This is a genomic window from Methylosinus sporium, from assembly GCF_003113265.1.
Lineage (GTDB): Bacteria > Pseudomonadota > Alphaproteobacteria > Rhizobiales > Beijerinckiaceae > Methylosinus > Methylosinus sporium.
The window spans coordinates 163,105-183,418 of record NZ_PUIV01000004.1 but is presented as its reverse complement, the minus strand read 5'-3'; the positions used below and the strand labels follow the sequence as shown (position 1 = coordinate 183,418).

Annotated in this window: 19 protein-coding genes; 11 read left to right on the top strand and 8 right to left on the bottom strand. The window is 67.0% G+C overall.

Features of this window, described 5'->3' with window-relative positions:
• Window positions 1–19: 19 nt before the first annotated feature.
• The 5 genes from C5689_RS04955 to C5689_RS04935 are packed head-to-tail and all read right to left on the bottom strand — an operon-like array spanning window position 20 to window position 6,108.
• Window positions 20–832, bottom strand: a complete 813-nt coding sequence (locus C5689_RS04955; protein ID WP_108916154.1) for a formylmethanofuran dehydrogenase subunit C — start codon at window positions 830–832, stop codon at window positions 20–22.
• Window positions 833–1,738 carry a formylmethanofuran--tetrahydromethanopterin N-formyltransferase gene (gene fhcD, locus C5689_RS04950; protein WP_108916153.1) on the bottom strand — a complete coding sequence of 302 codons (906 nt, stop codon included), beginning with the start codon at window positions 1,736–1,738 and terminating at the stop codon, window positions 833–835. It lies immediately after the preceding gene.
• Complete coding sequence (locus C5689_RS04945) at window positions 1,726–3,360, bottom strand: formylmethanofuran dehydrogenase subunit A (protein ID WP_108916152.1); 1,635 nt, start codon at window positions 3,358–3,360, stop codon at window positions 1,726–1,728. Before C5689_RS04945 ends, fhcD begins: the two co-directional genes overlap by 13 nt.
• Window positions 3,361–3,382: 22 nt before the next feature.
• Complete coding sequence (locus C5689_RS04940) at window positions 3,383–5,017, bottom strand: formylmethanofuran dehydrogenase subunit A (protein WP_108916151.1); 1,635 nt, start codon at window positions 5,015–5,017, stop codon at window positions 3,383–3,385.
• A complete protein-coding gene (locus tag C5689_RS04935; protein ID WP_108916150.1) occupies window positions 5,011–6,108 on the bottom strand; it encodes a molybdopterin-binding domain-containing protein in 1,098 nt (365 codons plus the stop codon). The genes C5689_RS04940 and C5689_RS04935 overlap by 7 nt, the downstream gene beginning before the upstream one ends.
• Before the next feature lie 238 nt (window positions 6,109–6,346).
• Here C5689_RS04935 and C5689_RS04930 point away from each other — a divergent pair, with 238 nt between their 5' ends.
• Window positions 6,347–8,470, top strand: a complete 2,124-nt coding sequence (locus C5689_RS04930; protein WP_108916149.1) for a S9 family peptidase — start codon at window positions 6,347–6,349, stop codon at window positions 8,468–8,470.
• 21 nt (window positions 8,471–8,491) lie between these two features.
• On the opposite strand, the gene C5689_RS04925 is transcribed toward C5689_RS04930, so the two are convergent.
• Both C5689_RS04925 and C5689_RS04920 read right to left on the bottom strand, forming a co-directional pair.
• Window positions 8,492–9,460, bottom strand: coding sequence for a DnaJ C-terminal domain-containing protein (locus tag C5689_RS04925; protein WP_108916185.1), 969 nt, complete (start codon window positions 9,458–9,460; stop codon window positions 8,492–8,494).
• A 113-nt stretch (window positions 9,461–9,573) separates the two neighbouring features.
• Window positions 9,574–10,083, bottom strand: coding sequence for an RT0821/Lpp0805 family surface protein (locus tag C5689_RS04920; RefSeq protein ID WP_108916148.1), 510 nt, complete (start codon window positions 10,081–10,083; stop codon window positions 9,574–9,576).
• 60 nt (window positions 10,084–10,143) lie between these two features.
• On the opposite strand from C5689_RS04920, the gene pdxH reads away from it, so the two are divergent.
• The 4 genes from pdxH (at window position 10,144) to C5689_RS04900 (ending at window position 12,263) form a co-directional block, all read left to right on the top strand.
• The gene (gene pdxH / locus C5689_RS04915) at window positions 10,144–10,752 is read left to right on the top strand and encodes a pyridoxamine 5'-phosphate oxidase (protein ID WP_108916147.1); all 609 of its coding nucleotides are present in this window, start codon (window positions 10,144–10,146) and stop codon (window positions 10,750–10,752) included.
• A gap of 217 nt (window positions 10,753–10,969) precedes the next feature.
• The gene (locus C5689_RS04910) at window positions 10,970–11,395 is read left to right on the top strand and encodes a TIGR02301 family protein (RefSeq protein WP_244594591.1); all 426 of its coding nucleotides are present in this window, start codon (window positions 10,970–10,972) and stop codon (window positions 11,393–11,395) included.
• An 81-nt stretch (window positions 11,396–11,476) separates the two neighbouring features.
• Entirely contained in the window at window positions 11,477–11,734 is a 258-nt protein-coding gene (locus C5689_RS04905) for a hypothetical protein (protein ID WP_108916145.1), read from the top strand.
• A 22-nt stretch (window positions 11,735–11,756) separates the two neighbouring features.
• The gene (locus C5689_RS04900) at window positions 11,757–12,263 is read left to right on the top strand and encodes a hypothetical protein (RefSeq protein WP_244594590.1); all 507 of its coding nucleotides are present in this window, start codon (window positions 11,757–11,759) and stop codon (window positions 12,261–12,263) included.
• Between the two features lie 15 nt (window positions 12,264–12,278).
• Here C5689_RS04900 and C5689_RS04895 read toward each other — a convergent pair whose 3' ends face one another.
• The gene (locus C5689_RS04895; RefSeq protein ID WP_108916144.1) at window positions 12,279–12,815 is read right to left on the bottom strand and encodes a GcrA family cell cycle regulator; all 537 of its coding nucleotides are present in this window, start codon (window positions 12,813–12,815) and stop codon (window positions 12,279–12,281) included.
• A gap of 613 nt (window positions 12,816–13,428) precedes the next feature.
• On the opposite strand from C5689_RS04895, the gene C5689_RS04890 reads away from it, so the two are divergent.
• The 6 genes from C5689_RS04890 to C5689_RS04865 all read left to right on the top strand — a co-directional run bounded on the left by C5689_RS04890 (window position 13,429) and on the right by C5689_RS04865 (window position 20,249).
• Complete coding sequence (locus C5689_RS04890) at window positions 13,429–14,616, top strand: aspartate aminotransferase family protein (protein WP_108916183.1); 1,188 nt, start codon at window positions 13,429–13,431, stop codon at window positions 14,614–14,616.
• Window positions 14,613–15,563: an ornithine carbamoyltransferase gene (argF, locus tag C5689_RS04885; protein WP_108916143.1), complete on the top strand. Its 951-nt coding sequence runs from the start codon at window positions 14,613–14,615 to the stop codon at window positions 15,561–15,563. The genes C5689_RS04890 and argF overlap by 4 nt, the downstream gene beginning before the upstream one ends.
• Before the next feature lie 37 nt (window positions 15,564–15,600).
• Complete coding sequence (locus C5689_RS04880) at window positions 15,601–16,566, top strand: Hsp33 family molecular chaperone (protein ID WP_108916142.1); 966 nt, start codon at window positions 15,601–15,603, stop codon at window positions 16,564–16,566.
• A 131-nt stretch (window positions 16,567–16,697) separates the two neighbouring features.
• Window positions 16,698–17,894, top strand: a complete 1,197-nt coding sequence (locus tag C5689_RS04875; RefSeq protein WP_108916141.1) for an acetyltransferase domain-containing protein — start codon at window positions 16,698–16,700, stop codon at window positions 17,892–17,894.
• Window positions 17,895–17,904: 10 nt separating this feature from the next.
• A complete protein-coding gene (locus C5689_RS04870; RefSeq protein WP_108916140.1) occupies window positions 17,905–18,597 on the top strand; it encodes a fumarylacetoacetate hydrolase family protein in 693 nt (230 codons plus the stop codon).
• A 107-nt stretch (window positions 18,598–18,704) separates the two neighbouring features.
• Window positions 18,705–20,249 (top strand): pyridoxal phosphate-dependent decarboxylase family protein, encoded by a 1,545-nt coding sequence (locus C5689_RS04865; RefSeq protein ID WP_108916139.1) that lies wholly within the window; start codon window positions 18,705–18,707, stop codon window positions 20,247–20,249.
• The last annotated feature ends 65 nt before the right edge of the window (window positions 20,250–20,314 follow it).

Sequence of the window (20,314 nt, the reverse complement as noted above, 5' to 3'; positions counted from 1 at the left end):
GGATGCTGCTGCGCGTGCCTCACGCCGGCAGCAGCACCTCGCCCTTGCCGAATACCGCCGTGTCGCCGGCGAAGCGTTGCAGGCGGCCGGAGAGCAGGCGCGAGGCGCCGCGGCTCTCTGCCGCGAGAGATTTGGCGAAGAGCTTGGCGAAGCCGAGATTATGCGCGCCGCAATCCACGTAAGTCGGTCCGAGCTCGCGCTGCTCGGAGAGCACGATGGACGCGCGCTTGTTGAGATAGCCGATGCGCTCGCCCTCGGCCGTCCCCAGCACGATGATCGTGCCGGCGATGGCTCTAGCGCCCAAATCCTCGCCCGCGTCGCCCTCGACGATGATGATGCCGCGGCGCAGCCGATCTCCGCAACGCGCGCCGACGCTGCCGCGCACGACGACGCGGCCGCCGGACATGCCGGGGATCTCGCCTGCCAGCGGCGCGCCCAGGAAATCCCCGGCGTCACCGTAAATATCGATATTCGCGCCCGCGGATTGCGAGGCGACATAGGGGCCGGCGTCGCCGGCGACCGTGATGGTTCCGCCCTTGGCCGCGCGGCCGAGCTGCGCGCCGACATCGCCCTCGACATGAATCTCGAAGCCCGGCAGCAGCTTGGCGCCGAGAAGATCGAAGCGATCGGAGCCGCCGTCGAAGCGCACCGAGGTCGCGTCGCCGAGCTTGACCTTGAAGATATCGCCGACCGCCACGCTCTTGCGCGTCGTGCCGATGGAAAGGGACTCGATTTCCTTCGCCGAGCGGCCGACGAGCCGATCGGGCGTCAGGGGCGAGAGGTCGAGCCGCTGGTCGGGCTCGGCTTTCAGCGTGAAGAGAAGCGGCTTCACTTACACGAGATCCTTCAAATGATAGTGGAAGGGGCCGAGTTTCCCGCCGTAATTGCCGGCGCCGACGCGCTTGGCGCCCTGCTTGGGGCCGAGCGCGATGATCGCCTTCAAGCCGGCGCGCATCCCCGCTGCGACCGCCTCGCTGGTGAGGCCGTCGATGACGATCTCCAGCACGCAGCCGATGTCGGCGTCGAGCGCGCTATTGGTCGCGCCGCGCAGCGTCGGACAATAGGCGTCATTGGTCGAGGCGCCCATGCCCTTATATTTCGAGCCGACCTTGGAGCCGGAGCGCACCACGCCGCCGGGGAAGGGGGCGATGGCGTCGGGCGTCGCATGGACGGCCTCCACGGCGGCTTCGGTCGCGCGCATCGTCTTGGCCCAATCCTCGCCCATGATGAGCAGATTGCCGCCGCCGACCGATTTCTTGGTGAGGCCGACGGAAGATTCCACCAGGAACTCGCCGTCCATCACCGGCACGCGCCAGTAGCGGCGGCCGTCGATCGCCTTGGAAATCTGCCATTTGTCGCCGAATTGGCGCATGGAGTCGCCGACCTTGATCTTCGCCTCGCCGTCGAAGGCGGAGAAGACGGCCGAGCCGGGACAGGTCAGCACGCATTGGCCGATGCGATTGACCAGCGCCTTCTCGACGCTCTTGGGCGAGAAGCCGAAGAGCAGCACGCGCACGCCCGGACGTCCGTCCGGCGTCTCGCGCGTCGACAATTCGCAGTCTATGCCGGCCTCGCAGTCGCAGCCGATGACCGACGTCGCATAGCCGGTCATGGTGGTCGCGGCCTGCATGGCCCATTTGCGGGTCGGCGCGGTGACGACCACGCCGGAGCCGGTCATCGGAAAGGCTTCGGCGAAGCTCTCGTCGATGCGAATTCCCTTGCGGATCAGCTGCGGCATGGAACCTCCGCGAAGGCGTCCGCGTTGGGGAGCGCCGCATCCTGCACCTCGAATAGGGAGCGCGGCAGGCCGTAGAGGCCGTCGTAATATTTGTCGAGGCGACTGTTGATCTTGCGATCGTATTCGGGCCGCACGCGCAGCGTCCTTCCCTTGGTGTAATGCGAGACTTTGCCGTCGCGCACGACGAGATTGCCATCCTTGAAGACATAGGCGGCGCTGCGGAACATCGCCGCTTTGTCGGGCTGCGGCTTGTAGACCGCAATATCGGCGACCGAGCCCGCGCCCAATTGGCCGCGATCCTCGAAGCCATAGAGCTTGCGCGGCGCCGCGCGGGTCATGGTCGCGATCTCATAGAAGGAATATTCGCGCTTCAGCGCCGGAAGATTGGTCAGCTCCAGCACATCGGCCGGCAGGCGCGAGCAATATTGTGCGCGCTTGTCGGCGCTCATCAGCAGAGCGAAGACTTCCGGATAGGTGGTGAAGGGCGCGCCATTGGGATGATCGGTGGTGAAGAACACCTGCATCGGATCATCGCAGAGCAGGAACAGCTCGAGGCCCGCCGCCCATTGCACCGCATTGAAGAAGTCCGACACGCGGTAGGAATAGGGCACGACGCCGAGGCCATTGGAGTCGCCGTCGAAGATGACGCCCTTCTTCGGCCGGCCGCCGGGCAGGCTGTTGAACTGCTTCATCACATCGGAAGAGATCGTGACGATGTCGGCGAACATCACCTGACCGACGTCGACGGTGACATTCTTATTGGCGTTGATCTTCTCGGCGAATCGCGCCGCCGCCGAGGAGAAGCCGTTCTTGCCCTCTGTGCCATAGGCGTAGAATTGCACATGGGCGAGATGCAGCGGCAGGCCCTGCGAGGAGTCGATCGTCGCCAGCGCCGTCTCGACATTGCCGGGCAGCCCGAGATTATTCATGTGCAGATGCAGCGGATGGCGGATCTTGGTGGCGTTCACCGCCCGCTGCAAGGTCTGGAAAATCTCGCGCGAGGAGAGGCCATATTCCGGCACCACATCGTCGAGCGAGAAATGGCGGATATTCTGCTTGAAGGCGTCGACGCCGCCGGCGTTCACGCATTTGACGCCGATCGCGCGCGTCGCCTCGAGCGTGGCGCCGATGTAATCGACCACCGAATCCTGAGTCGCGCCGTCGCGGAAGGCGGAGAGGAGGAAATCCTCATTGCCGAGCACCGTCAGGAAGCCCTTGTCGATGATCGGAATATCGGCGAGCTCGAGATGGGCGTGCAGCGCGTGATGAGGCGACACGGCCGGCTCTATGACCGTCGTGTAGCCCATTTGCGCATAGAGGCGGCCGGTCTCGAAGGTGGACCAGCCGGCCGTCGACAGCGGCGTGTTGGCGGGCCGCGGCCGATGGGCGCGATGCGCCTCCGGCAGCAGCAGGCGGGCGGTGTTCACGCCGCCGCCGGCGATATGGGAGTGGATGTCTATGGCGCCGGCCATGACGATATGGCCGGAGACGTCATGCTCGACGTCCGCCGACCGTCCCTCGGGCGGCGCGACGATGCGGCCGTCCTCGAAATAGAGGTCGCCGACGCCATCGACGCCATTGACCGGGTCGACGACATGGCCGCCGTAGAGACGGGTCAGCATGACGCGTGCTCCCAATGGCGAATCAATTGCGGCATGCGACCTCCGCATAGACGCTTCGGCCGGCGAGCGCCGCCTCGGGCACGTCGAAGATCGAGCGCGAGAGGCCATAGAGCTCGTCGTAATAGGCGTCGAGACGCTTCTCGATCGCGCGGTCGTAGCCGGGGCGCACGCGCAGCGTCTTGCCCTTGGTGTAGCGCGTCACGACGCCGTCGCGCACGACGTTTTCGCCATCCTTGAACACATAGGCGGCGTTGCGGAACATTCCCGCCTTGTCTTTCTGCGGCTTATAGACGGCGATATCGGCGACGGCGCCTTCGCCGAGACGGCCGCGATCGGTAAAGCCATAGAGGCGCGCCGGTCCGGCCCGGCTCATGAGCGCGATCTCATTGAGCGTATATTCGCGCTTGATCGACGGGAGCGACGTCATCTCCAGCACATCGGCCGGCAGGCGCTCCATCCATTGCGCGCGCAGCTCAGCGCTCATCAGCAGCGCGAACAGCTCCGGATAGGTGGTGAACGGCCCGCCATTGGGATGGTCGGTGGTGAAGAAGACCTGCAGCGGATCCTCGATCAGCAGGAACAGCTCGAGGCCCGCCGCCCATTGTATGGCATTGTAATAATTGGAGATACGATAGGCGTAGGGCACGACGCCGCCGCCATTGGCGTCGCCGTCGAAGATGACGCCCTTCTTCGGGATCGCGCCCGACAGGCTGTTGAACTGGCGCAGCACGTCGGAGGAGATGGTCACCGTGTCGCCGAACATCACAGCGCCGACGTCGACGGTGATGTTCTTATTGGCGTTGATCTTGGCCGCGAGCGCGGGGGCCGCGGAGGAGAAGGCGTTCTTGCCCTCGAGCCCATAGGCGTAGAATTGCACATGGGCGAGATGCATCGGCAGGCCCTCGGCGGCGTCGATCGTCGCGAGCGCCGTGTCGATATTGCCGGCGATGCCGAGATTGTTCATGTGCAGATGCAGCGGATGCGGAATGCCGACCGTCTGCGTCGCCTTTTGCAGCGATTTGAAGATATGCCGCGAGGTCACGCCATAGAAGGGCACGATCTCGTCGAGGCCGAAGGCGCGCATATTCTGCTTGAAGGCGTCGGCTCCGCCGGGATTGATGCATTTGAGGCCGAGCGTGCCCGTCGCTTGAACAGTCTGCGCGACATAATCGGCGATGGCGGTCTCGCTCTCCCGCTCGCGCAGCACGGCGAGCAGGAAGTCGTCATTGCCGAGCACCGTCAGCGCGCCCTTGTCGATGATCGGAACGTCGCCGAGCTCCAAATGCGATTGCAGCGCGTGGTGCGGCGCGACGGCGGGCTCGACCACAGTGGTGAAGCCCATTTGCGCATAGAGGCGGCCGGTCTCGAAGGTCGACCATTTGGCGGTCGCGAGCGGCGTTCCGTCGAGGCGCGCGCGGATCGAGCGGTGCATCTCGGGCAGCAGCAGCCGCGCCGAGTTCACATTGCCGCCGGCGATATGGGAGTGGATGTCGATCGCGCCGGCCATGACGATATGGCCGGCGACGTCATAATCCTCGTCCGGCTCGCGGCCCTGCGGCGGAGCGACGATCCGCCCATCCTCGAAATAGACGTCGGCGACGCCGTCGACGCCCGTCGCGGGATCGACGACATGACCGCCGCGCAGACGGATCAGCACGGCAAATCCTCCGAAAATTTGGCGCTGATGGCGGCGATCGCCTCGGCGACCGTCGGCAGCTCGGCCGGCGCGCTCGCCCGCCGCAGCACCATGGAGCTGGTCTCCTGCGCGAATTCCACCGCGTCGTAATTCTCGCCCGGCTTGCCGACGGCGATGAACAGGCCATGCTTGGGAGCCGAGCCCGGCGGTCCCAGCGTTATCAGCGGAATATCGACATCCTCCCACGGCGGCGCCTCGCCGCTATAGGCGGAAATCCACAGCGCGGCGTCGGCCTCGCCGCTCTCGACGAGCCGGCTCGCCTCGAAGCGCCAAGTGTCGTGCTCGGGATAGCCGCGGCCGAAGCCCGTGCGCGGCGGAAAGCCGGTCATCCAGGCGGAGGTCTGCAGCACGCCGGTGGCGTTCCCCCTTCCGCCGATCGGCACGCCGGTGAAGCGCGTCGTGGCGTTGAGCTCGGTGATCATGCCCTGCAGCATTTCCACCATCAGCGAATCGAGCCCGGCCGCCGACCAGACGGCGACGCCGAATCGCGCCGATTTCAGCGCCTCGGCCGCCGCGTCGAGCTTTTTGGCCGCGGCCGCCGGAAGCGCCACGGGCCGCCCGCCGACACGGGCGCGCAGCGCCGCCAGAACCCCGGGAAGCTCGGCCTCGGTCGCCGGAATGGTCTCGACCTCGACGCCATCGATCTTGGCCTCGCCCCGCTTGGGGCCGACCCAGATCACGCGGCGCGCGGTCTTGCCGCCGTGGACGGTCTCCTTGTCGAGCGCCAGGCGATCGAAGATCGCCGGCCAATAGCCCGTCAGTCCGGGGCCGACCAGCAGCACGAGGTCGGCGCGCACGCGGGCCTCATTGGGCGTCGTCACGAAAATCCCCGCGGAGCGGACGACCTCGAGGTCGGCCAGCGAATCGCGCGAGGCGAGATGATCGAAAGCGCCTCTCAGCCGCTCGGCCAGCAGGATCGCGGCCTGGGCTCCCGCCACATCGGCGCCGAGACCGGCGACGAGGGGGAAATTCGCGGCTTGCAGGATTTCGGCCGCTTTTTCGTAGGCGTCTTCGGAAGAAATGGATTTGCCGTCGAGCGTCGCGTTGCTCATTGCCCCAACCGATGTTTCCACCACGCCCGGGTTTGCGCCCAGGCATTTTTTGTCCGCTCCCGGCGCGACGGCCGAAAGCGAAGGCAAGAGCGGCGCGGCCCCTCGCCGGGGCCTGCGTCGCGCGCTATGCCTATCAGCCACGGCGCAGGAAGTCGAGACATCGAAGCGCCCCAATTCTATTCTCCGGCTCCCGAGGCTTTGCGAGCCTTCGGGCGCGCCACCAGCGAGGAGTCAGCCAATGGCGGCATCCGCCGACAATCCCACCGCCTTCGCCCTTTCCGGCGCGACGCCGCCGACCGCCGAGAAGCGGGAGAGCCGGCGCGTGACCCATGGCCGTGTCCTCGACGACCCTTACGCCTGGCTCGCGGCGGAGAATTGGCGGGACGTGCTGAGCGACCCCGCGACGCTGCCGGAGGATATAGCCGCGCTGGTGCGGGCCGAGAACGCCTATTGCGGGCAAGCCCTCGCCCCGCTGGGCAAGCTCCGCGAGACGCTGCAGGCGGAGCTGCGCGGCCGCATCAAGGAGGACGATAGCGAGCCGCCGTGGCCGGACGGGCCTTTCGCCTATTTCGAGCGCTATCGCGAGGGCGGTGAGCATGCGCTCTATTGCCGCACGAAGCGCGACGGCGGCGCGGAGACGATCCTCTTCGACGGCGATGAGGAGGCGGGCGAGGAGCATTTCTTCGATATCGGCGAGATCGATCATTCGCCCGACCATGCGCAGCTCGCCTGGAGCGTCGACGACAAGGGCTCGGAATATTATTCGATCCGCACGCGCGCGCTCTCCGACGGAAAGGACCGCGCCGATGTCGTCCCGCATACGGACGGCTCGCTCGTCTGGAGCGCCGATTCCAACAGCTTCTATTATGTGCGCGTCGACGACAATCACCGCACCGCGCAAGTCTTCCGCCACGATATCGGCGCCGATCCGAGCGCGGACACGCTGATCGTCGAGGAGCTCGATCCCGCCTGGTTCGTCTCGCTCGATCGCAGCCGCTGCGGGCGCTTCGCCATCGTCTCCATTCGCGGCCATGACGCCAGCGAATGCCATCTCGTCGATCTGCGCGACAAAAACGCAAAGCCCCGCCTCGTCGCCAAGCGCGAGCCCAAATTGCGCTATGACGTCGAGTCGCATGGCGATGATCTCTACATTCGCTCCAACGCCGACGGCGCCGAGGATTTCGCGATTTTTCGCGCGCCGCTGACCACCACGACGCGCGCCGATTGGCGCGAGGTGGTTCCGCATGTGGCGGGACGGCTCATCGTCGTCGGCACTGTCTATGCGCGTCATCTCGTCTGGGTGGAGCGCGCCAATGGCCTGCCGCGCATTCTCATTCGCGCGCTGGAGGGCGGCGAGGAGCACGCCATCGCCTTCGATGAGGAGGCTTACGCGCTCTATCTTCTGCCCGGCCTCGAATTCGACACGGACACGCTGCGCTTCACCTATTCCTCCATGACGACTCCGGAGGAGACCTATGATTACGACATGCGCACGCGCGCCCGCACTCTGCTGAAGCGCGAGGAAATCCCTTCGGGACATGATCCGAAAAATTATGTGACGCGCCGCTTCTTCGCGCGCGCCGCCGACGGCGCGGAGGTTCCGGTCACTCTGCTGCATCGCGCCGATTTCACGCCCGGCGCCGGCGCGCCGACCCTTCTATACGGCTATGGCGCCTATGGGCATCCGCTGTCGGCGAGCTTCGATCCTCATGCGCTGTCGCTGGTCGATCGCGGCTTCGTCTATGCGCTCGCTCATACGCGCGGCGGCACGGACAAGGGCTGGAGCTGGTACGAGAACGGCAAGCTCGAGCATAAGCCCAACACATTCTCCGATTTCATCACTGTGGCGCGCCATCTCGTCGCGACGGGTTATGCGAGCCGAGGCGGAATCGTCGCGCAAGGCGCGAGCGCCGGCGGCATGTTGATGGGCGCCATCGCCAATCAGGCGCCGGAGCTGTTTTCGGGAATCATCGCCGGCGTTCCTTTCGTCGATGTGCTGAGCACCATGCTGCGCGACGACCTGCCGCTGACGCCGCCCGAATGGGAGGAATGGGGCAATCCGATCGCCGACGTCACGGCCTATGATCGGCTCGCCTCCTATTCGCCCTATGACAATGTGGGCGCGAAGACCTATCCGGCGATTCTCGCCCTCGCCGGCCTCACCGATCCGCGCGTGACCTATTGGGAGCCGCTGAAATGGGTCGCGCGCCTGCGCGAGCGCATGGCCGGCGGCGGTCCCGTTCTGCTGCGCACCAATATGGAAGCCGGCCACGCCGGCGCCTCGGGCCGTTTCGAGCGGCTGGAGGAAGTGGCGCTGGAATGGGCCTTCGCGCTCGCCTGCGCGGGGAAAGCGGGGGCGTAGCGGCCCCCGGTTTTCCCTCTCTCACATGCCCTTGCGCGGATCGTAAGGCTTGGCCGTGCGCCATTTCTGCGCGAAGGCTTCGAGCTCTGCATCGGCGCCTTCGGGCAGCACGACCCGCAGCGTCACATAGAGGTCGCCGGCCGGCTTGCCGTCTGCGGCGGGCAGGCCCTTGCCGCGCAGGCGCAGAACGCGGCCGCCATTGGAGCCCGCCGGAACGGTGAGTTCCACCTGGCCGGAGAGCGTCGGCGCCGCGACTTTGGCGCCGAGAACCGCTTCATAGAAGGCGATCGGCAGGTCGAGCTTCAGATCGCGGCCGGCAATCGTGAACAGTGGGTCCGGCGCGACCTTCACGGTGACGATGGCGTCGCCCGGCTCGCCGCCGGGCGGGGCGGCGTGGCCCTGGCCGCGTAGGCGGATCTGCTTGCCGTCCTCTATGCCGACCGGAATATTCACGTCGAGCGTGCGGCCGGTGGGCAGAAAGACGCGCGTGCTGCCCCCTTTCACCGCCTCCGCCAGCGAGATCGTCACTTGCAGCGCGACATCCTCGCCGCGTCGCGGCGCGCGGGCGCCGCGGCGGGCGCCGCCGCCGGCGCCGAAGAGATCGGCGAAGATATCCGAGGGGTCGAAGCCGGCGCGGCCGCCGCCCGGAGCGTCGCCGCCGAAATGAAATTCGAAATGCTCGGCCCCGCCCGGCCCGCCGGGGCCGCGCTGTCCGCGATAGCCGCCGCCCGGTCCCGCACCGAAACCCTCGAAGCCGGTGAAGCGCGGCTTGCCTTCGGCATCGATCTCGCCGCGGTCGAATTGCGCCTTTTTCTTCTCGTCGCCGAGAATCTCATAGGCGGAATTGGCCTCGGCGAATTTCTCCTTGGCCTTGGGGTCGTTCTTGTTCTGGTCCGGGTGGTATTTTTTCGCGAGACTGCGAAACGCCTTTTTGATCTCGGGGGCGCTCGCCGTCTTGGCGACGCCCAGGACGTCATATGGATCGCGCATTTTCTTCAAAAGCCCATCGTGGCGTCCGCCTCGTGCGGCGCGGACGCTCATGTCCGACATGTCTATTTGGGAGAAGAGGCTGCCGCGCGCAAGGATGCGCCGCAGGTCGGATTCTAAGCTTTGCGCCAGGGCCTCACGTCGATCAGCGCCCAATCGACGGATTTGTCGCGGCAGGCGGTGCCCTGGAGCTGCTCGTTTTTGTCCTTGGTCCCGACTTCCGCCAGAAAGGCGCGGCAGACCTTGCCGTCGGACGGATAGGGCTGGCCGACCGGCGTGAAGGAGCCGCGCGCATGGCTTTGGGGATTGTCCCAATTGACGGTCGCGCCGGCGCCTTGAGGATCGAGCGCGACGCCGAGCGCCGCGCTGGCGCGCCGCCAGTCCTCCTGGTCCAGCGCATAGGAGAGCGTGGGCGTCGTCTTGTGCGGAATGGAGCCGGTCACATCGTCGCCGACATTCTTCCAGGCCGGGGCCGGCTCGCCGCCGGGGATGGCGAAGGAGCAGCCGCCGAGCGTCGCCGCCGCGAGGGCGATCGCGAGCAGGCGAACAGCGGCCGAGCGCGCTTCGGCGAGGCCGATTTGAGAAGCGGCCGCGGCGGCGTTATGTGTGTCTCGCAGGTCGTGCAATGCGCTGCCTTACCACCAGGACCAACCGCCTTCGCTCGGGCGGCAGCTGAGGATTTTCCCGTGAAGGAGTTAACACAGAGTGACTTCTGCGAGGCCTCCGAGCCCTACGCATTGTTCGGCGAATGGTTCGAAGCGGCGAAGGCGAGCGAGCCCGACGTTCCCGAAGCGATGGCGCTCTCCACTGTGGACGAGACCGGCCTGCCGGATTCCCGAATGGTTCTGATGAAGGATTGGGGCGAATCCGGCTTCACTTTCTATACCAACGCCGAGAGCGCCAAGGGCCGCGAGCTCGCCGCCACGATGAAGGCGGCGGCGCTTTTCCACTGGAAATCGCTGCGCCGCCAGGTGCGGCTGCGCGGTCCGGTCGAGCTCGTGTCCGAGGCCGAGGCCGACGCCTATTTCGCCAGCCGCCCGCGCGACAGCCGCATCGGCGCCTGGGCCAGCCGCCAGTCGCAGCCGCTGGAGAGCCGTTTCGCGCTCGAGAAGGCGGTCGCTTTCCAGGCCGCGCGCTTCGGGCTCGGCGAGGTGCCGCGGCCGCCGCATTGGCGCGGCTATCGGATCGTTCCGGTCGCGCTCGAATTCTGGGCGGATCGGCCTTTCCGCCTGCATGAGCGCGTGCAATTTTTGCGTGGCGGGGCCGGCTGGGCCAAGTCGCGGCTCTATCCTTGACGTCTAAGAAAGCGGCGAAGCGATGAGACGCTGGTCAGATGACGGATATGTCCGGGCGAGCGAGCCTGAACGCTCGTGGTCCACGTCGCGGCTCGGACCGCGAGCCTTCAGGCTCGCCGTTCCGCTCGCGCTCTGTTGCGTTTTCGCTCCGCCGGCCCGAGCCCAGGATTTCCTTCAAAGTCTGTTCGGCTGGGGCCAGCAGCATTCGGCCCCGCGCGTGATCGAGCAAGCGCCGCCGCAGTCCAAGCCGAAAAAAAAGAGCGCGGCGAAAACGCCCCAGACGGGCAAGCAGCTTCCGGCGCAGCCCGCCGCGCCGCCGTCCGCCGCCGAAGGGCCGCCGCCGCCCTACGAGCCGCAATTGCTGCGACTTTCCGAGATTTTGGGGGCGCTCTCCTATCTGCGCGATCTCTGCGGCCCGGAAGACGGCGAGGATTGGCGCGTCAAAATGAGCGCGCTGCTGGAGGCGGAGGCCAAGACCGGGCAGCGGCGGTCGAAGCTGACGGGCGCCTTCAATCGCGGCTTTCGCGGCTATGAGACGACCTATCGCTCCTGCACGCCCAATGCGCGCTCGGCGATCTCGCGCTATCTCGACGAGGGCGGCCGCATCGCCCATGACATCGCCTATCGCTACGGTAATTCCTGACGTCGGATACGCGCAAGGGCGTTAACCCTCCGGCAAGGACACGTCTCGCGCGTTCGGCCGCCGTTGATTAGAGTGGTTCACATGACGGGCTTTCCTTCCTCCACATTGGACGACGTCGCCGGCTCCGAGCAACGGCGCGTGGCGCTCGCCTATCTCGCCGAGGCTTTCGCGGAAGCCGCGCTCGCCGGGATAGAAGGCGATTCCTTCGCTTATGTGGCGCTCTCCGCGGCGCTGCACGAGCTGGTCGCCACCTATGGCGAGGAGGAGGTCGCGGTATTCGTGGAGCGCCTGCCGCGCCGCCTGCGCGACGGCGAATTCTCGAGCGGCCTGCGCCATTGAGCGCGCCCCGCAGAGCGCGCGCGTGAAAAAGCCGAGCAGAGCCGCGGTCGAAACCCTCTCCGAGCCGATGCGCGATCTCGCCGCTCTGCCCGCGCCGGCGCGGGCGTTGCGCGAGAAGATCCTCGCCGCCTGCGCGACCGGCGACATAGAGGCGCTGCGCATTCCCATCGACTGGAACGAGCTGCGCCCCTTGTTCGAGCGCGGCGCGCGGCGGCCGGCGGGCGCCGATCCGATCGAGACCTTGAAGTCGCTCTCTTTCGACCGCGCGGGCCGCGAGATGCTCTCCATCGCGCGCGCCGTCTTGTCGCAGCCTTTTCTGCGCATCACGCGCGGGCCGTTCGAGAGCTATGAATGGCCCGCTTTCGCGCGGCGTCCGGCGCCGCCGGCGAGCGAGGAGGAAGCGCGCGCGCTATGGGCCTGCGTGCGCTTTGCCGATCTTGCGGCGTCCAATGCCGACGGCCGTCCCAAGGTGATGCGGATCGGCGTCGGCGCGGATGGCGTCTGGCACTATTTCTGGAACGCGGATTGATATTGCGAACGCGTCTCAGGCGAGACGCGCGGCGGAGCGCAGCTGATCGCGCGCGCGGCGGCGATCCTGCACGGGCTGATAGGCGATCTGCGAATGATAGCCGCAATAGGGGCCGCCGCCGCCCGGCGATTTCGCGCCGCAGAAGCGAAACTCCGGGGAGGTCGGATCGCCGATCGGCCAACGGCACATCGACTCTCGGAGCTCCATCAGCGTGACGCGTTCGGACATTGGAATGACGACTTCCTCTTGCGGCCGGGCGTCCGGCATCACCAATGCGCGCGGCGCGAGGGCGAGCGCCACATTGCCGATGACGGCCGGCGCATGGCCGTGATGCACGCGCGCCGGAGGCGCCTGCGGACGTTGTGGTTTTGCGACGCGCGGACGCGCCGCCAGGGGCGTCTTGGCGCGCTGGGCGAGGCCGAGACGATGGATTTTACCAATGACGGCGTTGCGCGTGATGCCAGCGCCGATCTCGGCCGCCACCTGACTGGCGCTGAGGCCGTCGTTCCAGAGCTTGCGCAGCATCTCGACGCGCTCGTCGGTCCAGGACATAAAGGTCCTCCTCGATTAAGCCGGCTTCAGCCGAGAGAATCGGCGAACGTTCGCGCAACCGGCGAAGCCGGAGTCGACAAGACGCACCACACACTCGATTGAAGGCGCCACACGAGATATCGTGGGCGATGACGCGAACGCTACTCTACCAGTTGAATCACGCGCAAGAGTCCCTGGCAAGCGAAACGGCGTTCCCCACAAGCTAATGCCGATCATTCCGCGCCGGTGTTGCGCGAAAGACTCACTATGGGCGTCGCATCGCATGGAATTTCACGTATGACGCCGCATTTCGCCACGCGCGAACGTCTTTTCGAGAGGCGCCTCGCGAGCCTCGTCGCAATCCTCGTCGCGGGTCTTTTGCGGGGCGGCCCCGGCGCTCGACGATCGCCGCCCTTCCAGCGCCGTCCTTTCGCCGCAGTCTCGGCGCCGTCCGCCACGGCGAAACGGATTTGACCGGCGCAAGGGGAGGACCTAGAATGTTTCCATGAGAAAGCTGCCGCCCCCGAAGGGCGGCACTTTGATTTTCAGACCCTCGCTGCATAGACCCTCGCTGCATGGGTCCGGCGCTGTCCGCGGCGCCTGCGAGCGGGGTCTCTCCGAGGGGAGACGCCAGGTGGTTTCGGCGCTGTTTCCGACTTATGCGCGGGCCGATCTCGCTTTCGAGCGGGGCGAGGGCGCCTGGCTCACGGCCAGCGACGGCGAGCGCTATCTCGACTTCGGCGCCGGCGTCGCGGTCAATTCGCTCGGCCATGGCCATCCGCATCTCGTCGGAACGCTTTCCGCCGCTGCGGCGAAGCCCTGGCACGTCTCCAATCTCTTTCAGATTCCGGAGGCCGAGCGCCTCGCCCGCCGCCTCGTCCAGGCGACTTTCGCGGATCTCGTCTTCTTCACCAATTCGGGCGCGGAGGCGGTCGAATGCGCGATCAAGACGGCGCGGAAATTCCATGCTGTGGAAGGCCGGCCGGAGCGTTACCGCCTCATCACTTTCGAGGGCGCCTTCCACGGCCGCACGCTGGCGACCATCGCCGCCGGCGGCAATCCCAAATATCTCGACGGCTTCGGCCCGCCGACCGACGGCTTCGATCAGGCCCCCTATGGCGATCTCGAAGCCGTGCGCGCGCTCGTCGGCCCGCAGACGGCCGGCGTGCTGCTGGAGCCGATCCAGGGCGAGGGCGGCGTGCGCGCGGCTCCGCCGCGCTTCCTGGCCGGCCTGCGCGAGCTCTGCGACGAGCTCGGCCTGTTGCTCATCGTCGACGAGGTGCAGACGGGGATCGGCCGCACCGGCCGTTTCCTCGCGGTCGAGCATTCCGGCGTGACGCCGGATATCGCCGCTCTGGCCAAGGGCATAGGCGGGGGCTTTCCACTCGGCGCCTGTCTCGCCACGGCCGAGGCCGGCAAGGGCATGACCGTCGGCGCGCATGGCTCCACCTATGGCGGCAATCCGCTCGCCACCGCGGTCGGCAACGCCGTGCTGGACGTCGTGCTGGAGCCGGGTTTCATCGAGCGCGTCGCCGGCCTCGGCGTGCTCTTTCGTCAAAAGCTCGCCGAGCTCGAGGATCGCCATTCCGCCATCATCGAGAGCGTGCGCGGCGAGGGGCTGATGTTCGGCCTCAAGACGCGCGTTCCCAATGTCGAGTTCGCCGCCGCGGCGCGCGAGGCCAAGCTGCTCATCATTCCGGCGAGCGACAATGTCGTGCGCCTGCTGCCGCCGCTCATCATCGGCGAGAGCGAGCTCGCCGAGGCCGCGCGGCGGCTCGACGCCGCTTGTGTGAAGCTCGAGAGCGCAGGAGCTGCGCGATGACCGCCCATACGCCATTGACGGGAGTCCGTCACTTCCTCGATATTTCGCAAGTTCCGGCCGCGGAGCTGCGACGCATTCTCGACACCGCCGCCGCCATCAAGGCGGCGCGCGTGCGCGGCGCGCGCTCGAGCTTCCAGCCGCTGGCCGGCAAGACGCTGGCGATGATCTTCGACAAGCCCTCGACCCGCACGCGCGTCTCCTTCGATCTCGCCATGCGGGAGCTCGGCGGCGAGACGATCATGCTGACGGGACAGGAGATGCAGCTCGGCCGCGGCGAGACCATAGCGGACACGGCGCGCGTGCTGTCGCGCTTCGTCGACGCCATCGTCATCCGCATTCTCTCGCATGACGATCTCACTGAGCTCGCGCGTTTTTCCAGCGTGCCTGTGGTCAATGGGCTCACCAAGCTCTCGCATCCTTGCCAGGTGATGGCCGATGTGCTGACTTTCGAAGAGCGTCGCGGCCCCATAAAGGGGCGCACAGTGGCCTGGACCGGCGACGCCAATAATGTGCTGGCGAGCTGGGTCCATGCGGCCAAGCCCTTCGATTTCACCATCAATGTCGCGACGCCGAAGGAATTCGCGCCCAGCGACGAGCTCATCGCCTGGACGCGCGCCAATGGCGTGCGGATGAATCTCACCGCCGATCCTTTCGAGGCCGTCGCCGGCGCCGACGCGGTCATCTCCGATTGCTGGGTGTCGATGGGCGACGAGGAGGAGGAGGCGCGCCGCCATGCGCTGCTCTCGCCCTTCCAGGTGAACGCCAAGCTGATGGACGCGGCGAATAAGGACGCGATCTTCATGCATTGCCTGCCGGCGCATCGCGGCGAGGAAGTGACCGACGAGGTCATCGACGGCCCGCAATCTGTCGTCTTCGACGAGGCGGAAAATCGCCTCCACGCGCAAAAGGGCGTGCTCGCCTGGGTGTTCGGAGTGGGCTCGCCATGAACGCACAGGCGAGCAAATTGAACGCACAGGCGAGCAGATGATCGGGCGGGCGGACGAGGCCAACGCCCGGCCGGCGTCGCCCTTCGCCGAGGACGACAATCTGCTTCCCTTCGCCGTCGAGCCGCTCGATCTGCGCGGGCGTCTGGTGCGGCTCGGGCCGGCGGTGAATTCCATTCTCACCCATTATGATTATCCGCCCGCCGTGGCGCGCTTGCTCGGCGAGGCGGCGGCGCTGACGGCGCTGCTCGGCTCGCTCGTCGAGTCGCATGGGCGCTTCCAATTGCAGACGCGCAGCGACGGGCCGGTCGACATGATCGTCGTCGATTTCGACGCGCCCGGAAAGCTGCGCGGCTTCGCGCGCTATGACGAGAGCCGCATTCTCGCCGGCATGAGCCCGGGCGCGCTCATCGGCCAGGGCCATCTGGCGCTGACGATGGAGCGGGACCGCGACGCGGCGCGCTACCAAGGCGTCGTGCCGCTGGAGGGCGACGGCTTCGCCGAGGCGGCGCATCGCTATTTCCGCCAGTCCGAGCAGATCCCGAGCTATGTGCGTCTCGCCGTCGCCGAGAGCGTGACGCCCGCCGGCCGCAGCTGGCGCGCGGGCGGGCTGCTGCTGCAATATCTGCCCGAGGCGCCTCTGCGCCCGCGCGATCTCGACCCCGGCGACGCGCCCGAAAGCGCGGGCCTGCCGGAAGAGGGCGAGGACGACGCTTGGGTGGAAGGCCTGTCGCTGGCGGCGACGACGCAGGATCACGAACTCGTCGATCCGGGCTTTTCGGGCGAGCGCCTGCTCTATTCGCTGTTTCACGAGCGCGGCGTCACCGTCTATCCGACGCGCGAGATCGTCGAATCCTGCCGCTGCTCGACCGATCGCATCGCCAATATGTTGCGCAGCTTCACGCCGCAGGATCGCCATGACATGATCGGCGACAATGGCCGCATCGGCGTGACCTGCGAATTCTGCCGCACTTTGCGCGAGTTCGATCCGGCCGATTTCGATTAGCGCGCTCCATCTCCTCCTCGAGGGGGAGGTCGAGCGCGCAAGGCGCTCCGCAGGCCCACCCTCCCCTGAAGGAGAGGGTGGGGCCGCTGTTTCACCTCGCTTTATTTTTCGACAGCCGGCGGAGACACGTCATGACGATCATGCTGGACGAAGCCCCGAGCGCAACGCGCGAGCATGTCTCGCTCCCCGCAGGAGCGCGTCTCCTCTCCATCGATCGCCTGCGCGGGCTGGTCATCATCGTCATGGCGCTGGATCATGTGCGCGATTTCTTCGACGCCGACGCGCTGCGCTTCGATCCGACCGATCTCGACCGCACCTATCCGGCGCTGTTCCTCACGCGCTTTGTCACGCATTTCTGCGCGCCGACCTTCACCTTTCTCGCCGGCGTCTCCGCCTATCTGCACGCGCTCTCGCTGGAGGATCGCGGCGAGAGCGCGCGCTTTCTGTGGACGCGCGGCCTATGGCTGATCCTGCTCGACATTTTTATCGTCAGCCCGGTGTGGACAGTCGGCTCGGGCGCGATCGAGCTCGGGACTCTGTGGGCGATCGGCTGCGGCATGATCGCGCTTTCGGCGCTCGTCTCTCTGCCGACGCGGGCCGTGCTGGCGATCGGCGCGGCGATCCTTCTCCTGCACAATCTATTCGACAGCGTCCACGCGGCGCAATTGGGCGAGTTCGCGCCCTTGTGGAATGTGCTGCATGAAAAAGGGCCGCTGCCCTTCGGCCTCAGCGGCCAAGTCTATTATCCGGTGCTGCCCTGGATCGGCGTCATCGCGCTCGGCTATGGGCTCGCGCCGATCTTCCTGTGGCCGCATGAGCGTCGGATGCGGGCGTTCGTCGCGCTCGGCCTCGCCTTTCTAGCGGGATTCGCCGCCTTGCGCTTCGCCGGCGTCTATGGCGACGCGCGGCTTTGGCTGACCTATCCGGACGGCGCCCGAACGGCGCTCTCCTTCCTCAATGTCAGCAAATATCCGCCCTCGCTGCATTATGCGCTGGTCACGCTCGGCGTCGGCCTGCTGCTGCTGCCGGCGTTGGAGCGGGCGGGCGGCGCCGTGGGGCGCGTGCTGGCCACATTCGGCCGCGTTCCGCTCTTCGCCTATGTGCTGCATCTCTATGTCATTCTCGTCGCCGCTCTCATCGTCGCCCTCGCCAAGGGCGTCGATCTGAAAGGCCTCGAGAGCGGCGGCCAGCCGCCCGAGAATTACGGCCTCGGCCTCGCCGGCGCCTATGTCATGTGGATGCTGATCATCGCGGCGATCTATCCCGCCTGCGTCTGGTTCGCCGGCGTCAAGCGGCGGCGGCGCGATTGGTGGCTGAGCTATTTGTGAGGGGAGCGCGATGAGCGACGAATTTCTGTTTCCGCCGCCGGCGCCGGCCTCGCTCGCCATAGCGGGAGATGCGCGGCGTTTTCCGGTGCGGCGCATTTTCTGCGTCGGGCAGAATTACGCCGCCCATGCGCGGGAAATGGGCAAGGACCCCTCGCGCGAGCAGCCGTGTTTTTTTTCCAAGCCCGCCGACGCCGTGGTCGTCAGCGGCGCGACGATCCCCTATCCGCCGCGAACCGCGGACCTCCATCACGAGATCGAGCTGGTCGCGGCGATCGGGAGCGGCGGCGCGGAGATAGCGCGGGCGGATGCGCTCGCCCATGTCTTCGGCTACGCCGCCGGGATCGATCTCACCCGCCGCGATCTGCAGAGCGAGGCGCGCAAGGCCGGTCGGCCCTGGGACCTCTCCAAAGGCTTCGACAATTCCGCCCCGCTGGGCGCGCTGGCCCCGGCCGCGCGCATCGGCCATCCGGCCGCCGGGCGCATAAGCCTCGCCGTCAACGGCGCCGTGCGGCAGGACGCCGATCTCTCCGAAATGATCTGGAGCGTCGCCGAGATCGTGGCGATCCTGTCGGCCTTTGTGCGGCTCGAGGCGGGCGATCTCATCTTCACCGGCACGCCGGCCGGCGTCGGGCCGATCGTCGCGGGCGACCATGTGACGGGGGCGATCGACGGAGTAGGAACAGTCGAGCTGACGGTGGCGTAGTGACGGCGCAGGTCGGCGCCGCGCTGTTTCCGGCGGCGATATTGCTTCGCAGCGCGAAAGCTGATTAGTCCTGTTCCACTTACGAAGCTCCCGGGGATGAAGCGGGAATGAACCATTCACAGCGGCCGCCGAAGCCGATCGGCGCGCCCGCCGACGCCTTGTCCGCGGATCTCGATCCGACGGATTGGGAGGCGTTTCGCGCCGAGAGTCATCGTGCGCTCGACCAGATGATCGACCATCTCGCGACGCTGCGCGAGCGGCCGGTCTGGCGCGAGCCCTCTGCGGAGGCGCGCGAGCGCTTCCGGCGCCCGCTGCCGGCCGAAGGCCGGGGCCTCGCCGCCGCGCTGGACGATTTCGAGCGCTTCATTCAGCCCTACGCCAATGGCAATATCCATCCGCTGTTCATGGGCTGGGCGCAGGGCGCCGGCACGCCCGTCGGCATGGTGGCGGAAATGCTCGCCGCCGGGCTCAACTCCAATTGCGGCGGCCGCAATCACATCGCGCTCGACGTCGAGCGGCAGATCGCCGCCTGGATGGCGCAGGCGTTCGGCTTCCCTCTAGACGCCAGCGGCGTCTTCGTCACCGGCACGTCGATCGCCAATTTTCTCTCGCTGCTGGTCGCGCGCGAACATGCGCTCGGCGACAAGAATGTGCGCAAGAACGGGCTGAAGGCGCTCGAGGAGCAGCTCGTCGCCTATGCCTCGCGCGAGGCGCACAACTGCGTGCGGCAGGCGATGGAGCTCGCCGGCCTCGGCGCCCGCCATTTGCGGCTCATCGAGTCGGACGGAGCCCGTTCGCTGCGTGTGGACGAGCTGCGCCGCGCCATCGCCGAGGATCGCGCCGCGGGGCTGCATCCGTTTCTCGTCGTCGGCACGGCGGGCTCGGTCGACACGGGCGCGATCGACGATCTCGACGCGCTCGCCGACATTGCGAAGGCGGAAGACCTCTGGTTCCACATAGACGGCGCCTTCGGCGCGCTGGCCGTTCTCTCGCCGGCGCTGAAGCCTTTGGTGAAGGGTCTCGAGCGCGCCGACTCTGTCGCCTTCGATTTCCACAAATGGCTGCATGTGCCCTATGACGCGGGCTTCTTCCTGGTGCGCGACCCGGAGGCGCATCGCCGCGCCTTCGCCGCCAACGCCGCCTATCTGACGCGCGCGCCGCGCGGGCTGGCGGCGGGCGAGATTTGGCCTTGCGATCTCGGCGCCGATCTCTCGCGCGGCTTTCGCGCGCTGAAGACCTGGTTCACCATAGAGGTGTTCGGGACCGAGCGTCTCGGCGCCTGCATCGAAAAAAGCTGCGCTCTGGCGCAACGGCTGCGCCGCAATATCGAAGCGTCCGGCACGTTCGAGATGCGTGCGCCGGTGGCGCTCAATGTCGTCTGCTTCGGCGTGAAGGACGACGATGAGGCGGGGCGTCTCAATCGCGAGATCGTAATGGAGCTGCATGAGAGCGGCGAGGCGGCGCCCTCGCTGACGCTGCTCGACGGCCATCCGACGATCCGCGCGGCGATCTTCAATCACCGCACGCGCGAGGAAGACATAGACGCCTTCATGCTCATGCTGGAGCGCGCCGCTCAGCGCGCGAGGGGCGAGCCGCCGTTGGAGCCGCTGCCGGAGCCGCGCGAGGACGGCGAGCCGCTGTCGCAGGATTGACGAAGCCGCGAGTCCGCCGTCTAGGCGGCCCGAGATATTTCGGCTAAGCTTACGCCGACGTCACA

Excerpts from the sequence above, each read along its gene's own strand:
- fhcD (WP_108916153.1), bottom strand. The coding sequence starts at position 1,738 with ATGCCGCAGCTGATCCGCAAGGGAATTCGCATCGACGAGAGCTTCGCC.
- C5689_RS04945 (WP_108916152.1), bottom strand. The coding sequence starts at position 3,360 with ATGCTGACCCGTCTCTACGGCGGCCATGTCGTCGACCCGGTCAATGGC.
- C5689_RS04935 (WP_108916150.1), bottom strand. The coding sequence starts at position 6,108 with ATGAGCAACGCGACGCTCGACGGCAAATCCATTTCTTCCGAAGACGCC.
- C5689_RS04930 (WP_108916149.1), top strand. The coding sequence starts at position 6,347 with ATGGCGGCATCCGCCGACAATCCCACCGCCTTCGCCCTTTCCGGCGCG.
- C5689_RS04925 (WP_108916185.1), bottom strand. The coding sequence starts at position 9,460 with ATGCGCGATCCATATGACGTCCTGGGCGTCGCCAAGACGGCGAGCGCC.
- C5689_RS04905 (WP_108916145.1), top strand. The coding sequence starts at position 11,477 with ATGACGGGCTTTCCTTCCTCCACATTGGACGACGTCGCCGGCTCCGAG.
- C5689_RS04895 (WP_108916144.1), bottom strand. The coding sequence starts at position 12,815 with ATGTCCTGGACCGACGAGCGCGTCGAGATGCTGCGCAAGCTCTGGAAC.
- argF (WP_108916143.1), top strand. The coding sequence starts at position 14,613 with ATGACCGCCCATACGCCATTGACGGGAGTCCGTCACTTCCTCGATATT.
- C5689_RS04880 (WP_108916142.1), top strand. The coding sequence starts at position 15,601 with ATGATCGGGCGGGCGGACGAGGCCAACGCCCGGCCGGCGTCGCCCTTC.
- C5689_RS04875 (WP_108916141.1), top strand. The coding sequence starts at position 16,698 with ATGACGATCATGCTGGACGAAGCCCCGAGCGCAACGCGCGAGCATGTC.
- C5689_RS04870 (WP_108916140.1), top strand. The coding sequence starts at position 17,905 with ATGAGCGACGAATTTCTGTTTCCGCCGCCGGCGCCGGCCTCGCTCGCC.
- C5689_RS04865 (WP_108916139.1), top strand. The coding sequence starts at position 18,705 with ATGAACCATTCACAGCGGCCGCCGAAGCCGATCGGCGCGCCCGCCGAC.